Raw genomic sequence first — 3,199 nt, forward strand, 5'->3', positions numbered from 1 at the left:
GAGACGTATCGAAGTCGTCGTGCAGAATTTTAGCATGATCCCGCCCGTGCTATCAGGCACCGACCGTATAGCGACGGTACCGTTACGGCTGGTTAAGCATTTTGCAAAATCGATACCCCTGCGGATCGTCGACCTTCCGCGGCCGCTTCCCGTATTCACCGAGGCCGTACAATGGCCCGCTCTTCATAATAGCGATTCGGCGAGCATCTGGATGCGCGAGATATTGTTCCAGGAGGCGTCCCGCATGGCTTCTCACCGAGAGGCTGTTGCAGGCCCCAAGAGCTCCTAGATTCAATGCGTATTTTGGGCCAGCCGTCAGTAACCCAAGAACGTCTCCGCCCGGATGCCCTTGCGCTTGACCCAGCCTGTCTGAGGAGTGTTTGTATTGCGGAGACCATAGCGGGCCCGTCCGGCCGCGTAATAGACTGGTACCGTGACATCACCGACGTGTTTCGAAAACATCATCAGCGGTTTGGAGAGGGTGCGCCGCATGGAAAAGCCGGCGCGGCAGCGACGGTAGCTGCGCGTGCCTACGCCTTATGGGCTTGCTCGCGCAGCTGGAGTTCGGCTGCGCCTCCAGGAAGGCCTTGGCGTGGCGGGTTTCGATGCACACCACCGGCAGGCCGGCTTCGGCCAGGCCGCTGAACAGCCATTGCGACAATGGCCCGGCTTCAAGCCCGATCCGCTCAAGTCCAGGCAGGATCCGAGAGCACCCGCACAAGATCCTCGGGATGGCTCTCCACCTTCATCTCCCGGCAGATCTTGCCGGTTTCGTCGACGATGCAAATCGCGGTCTCTTTCACCGCGACGTCCAATCCGGCATAATGTTTCATGCTGCGCTTCTCCCTGTGATGCTTGTGGCTGCGGGCATGCAGACCACGTTTAACCATCAGCTCGAAGCGCAGCACCTTCAACCTGTCCACCATGCATTGTCGCCCGAAGATCAGGCTCAAGCCGAATACCTCATCTCGGGCGGGCCGAGCCGATCCCCGTGGAGATTGATGCGTCGGACGTGAGTATGCGCCGTGTTGTCCAGCGGATCGCCGCCAAGTTTGATCGGGTGTATTTCTGTTACGAGGCCGGCCCGACCGGCTATGGTCTCTATCGGCTGATCCGATCGCTCGGCCATGAATGCATGGTGGTCGCCCCATCGCTGATCCCAAGGAAGCCCGGCGATCGGGTGAGACGAACCGCCGGGATGCTCTTTCCCTGGCCAGACTGCTGCGCGCCGGCCAACTGTGGGTTCCCGATGAAAGTCACGAGGCCATGCGGGATCTTGTCCGCGCCCGGGCAGCTGCAGTCGAGACGCTGCTCGTTCACCGGCAGCATGTCAGCGCCTTCATGCTCAACCACTGTCGTATCTATCCGCGCAAGAAGGGCTGGACGCTGCGCTATCTGCGCTGGCTGCAGGAGCAGCCGTTCGATATCCCGCGCGTCAGATCGCACTCCATGGTCGAAGCGGTGCGCGTGTCGAAAGGGTTCGCCATATGCTGGTCGAGAGCGCATGGACCTGTCATCCGTCCAAGTAGGCAAGGCGAAGCAGTACCGGCTGGAGCAAGCAGCATCGAAGGTGCGCGAGATCACATGGTATTTGGACGGCTCAAACAGTGGGTTTGCCGGCCGCCTTGAAGTGATTGAAGGTCGGGACAGGGCGGCGGCAGCGCTCGCAGGCAGAGAAGGCGCGGATCGTGGCCGAGAGCCTTATGCGCGCGTGCGCGTTCGGAGATGGTGCGCAAATACGGGGTGACGCGCTGGCAGGTCTATGATGGCGCAAGCAGCTCGGAGTGGGCGGCTGGCGCTACCGGAAAGCATGCGGCAGGACCCGCCTTTGCCGCCCTGGAAAAGCCGTCGCGTGGCAAGGCGACGGGGAGCGCCACCTGTCACGCATCATCCGCATCGTTCGACGGGCGCAATGATTGGCGCCGGATTACGGGGAGTCCGCGGCGGCAATCGCCTGCGAAGCGCAAAGCCCCTGCCCTCTCGGTCGCGAGGATCGAGCGCCGTCTGTCCGCCTGGCCTGGAACGTTACCGAGCGCGGTTTTGTCCTCGACCGCGCCGACCGCCATATCGCCAGCGTGCTCGCCGGCGGCCTGCGGCGCTCGGAGATCGTCGGCCTCGACGTCGTCCGCGACGACCATATTGTGGGGGGCCACAACGACGGCAGCGGCTGGGTCGAGATCTTTCCTGACAAAGGAATCCTGGTCCTGCGCGGCAACACGGGCTTGCGTGAGGTTGAGGTCGGCCGCGGCTCCAGCGACCTCTCCTGCCCCGCCCTCGCGCTCGACACCTGGATCCGCCCCGGCCGCATCGCGCGAGGCCCTCTTCCGGCGCATTTTTCGGGACAACAAAACTGTCGATGTCGGGCGGCTTTCCGATAAGCATGTCGCTCGCCTGGTCAAGCAGACCGCACTCGCCGCCGGCGTCCGCTCCGATCTTCCGGAAGGAGAACGTGAGCTGCTGTTTTCCGGGCATTCGCTCCGGTCAGGCCTCGCCTCCTTGGCCGACGTCGAGGAACGCTATGTGCAAAAGCAGCTCAGGGCTTTAAAGGCCCCTCCCCTGCCGCCGGCCTGAAACCGTTAGGTCAAAATTGCGGGCTGGATTACAGGCGGTCAATCTGATCCTGAAACGCCGCGTCGCCGCGGCCGGGCTCGACACAAACGCCTTCAGTGCCCACGGCCTGCGGTCCGGCTATCTCACCGAAATCGCCCGTCGCGGCATCCGCTGCCGGAAGCCATTCAGCAGCTAGCACCGCTCGGTGCCACAGCCTCCAACTAACGTTGCTGGCTTCGTCACCGCGGCCCTGCGAGCACACGGTCTTTTATGGATTGGATGCGACTGTCGGCAAAAGGCTCCCGGATTGAGCAAACCGGATCACTATTTTACGCCGGTGAGAGCGTTGTGTCTGCCATGTGCACGCGCGCTGCCGCCGCCAGCAGGTCGGCTTGGGTGATCAGGCCAAGGATGCGTCGCTCGGCATCGACGATGACTACGGCATGGCTGCGGCCGTCGGTGAGCACGGGAAGCAGGCGCATCGCCGGCTTGTCGGGAGAGGCGGTGTCAGCCTTCGACATCACGCCCTTCACCGTATCGGTTGCCTTCGTCAGCTCGCGCAAGCCAACCGCACCCACCAGCCGGCCTTCGGCGTCGGTCACCGGCAAGGTGCGGATGTTGTGATCGAGCAGCTGCTTTCTGGCCTCAT

General features: G+C 63.0%; 1 protein-coding gene and 5 pseudogenes. 4 read left to right on the forward strand and 2 right to left on the reverse strand.

From position 1 onward, the window contains the following. Positions 1 to 289: pseudogene (locus tag M727_RS42675) on the forward strand (LysR family transcriptional regulator); the annotation flags it as partial. 273 nt (positions 290 to 562) lie between these two features. Here M727_RS42675 and M727_RS41145 read toward each other — a convergent pair. After that, positions 563 to 833 (reverse strand): annotated as a pseudogene (locus M727_RS41145) (IS110 family transposase); the annotation flags it as partial. Positions 834 to 994: 161 nt separating this feature from the next. Here M727_RS41145 and M727_RS41150 point away from each other — a divergent pair. The 3 pseudogenes from M727_RS41150 to M727_RS43620 all read left to right on the forward strand — a co-directional run. Next, positions 995 to 1,476 (forward strand): annotated as a pseudogene (locus M727_RS41150) (IS110 family transposase); the annotation flags it as partial. A 492-nt stretch (positions 1,477 to 1,968) separates the two neighbouring features. Next, a pseudogene (locus tag M727_RS41155) lies at positions 1,969 to 2,535 on the forward strand (integrase); the annotation flags it as partial. 67 nt (positions 2,536 to 2,602) lie between these two features. Beyond that, a pseudogene (locus M727_RS43620) lies at positions 2,603 to 2,719 on the forward strand (integrase); the annotation flags it as partial. A 160-nt stretch (positions 2,720 to 2,879) separates the two neighbouring features. On the opposite strand, the gene M727_RS38675 reads toward M727_RS43620, so the two are convergent. Continuing rightward, the coding region (locus tag M727_RS38675) for a CBS domain-containing protein (RefSeq protein ID WP_036264295.1) at positions 2,880 to 3,199 on the reverse strand (320 nt) is incomplete at its 5' end.

It is taken from the genome of Mesorhizobium sp. WSM2561, from assembly GCF_000513915.1.
In the GTDB taxonomy this organism is placed as follows: domain Bacteria; phylum Pseudomonadota; class Alphaproteobacteria; order Rhizobiales; family Rhizobiaceae; genus Mesorhizobium; species Mesorhizobium muleiense.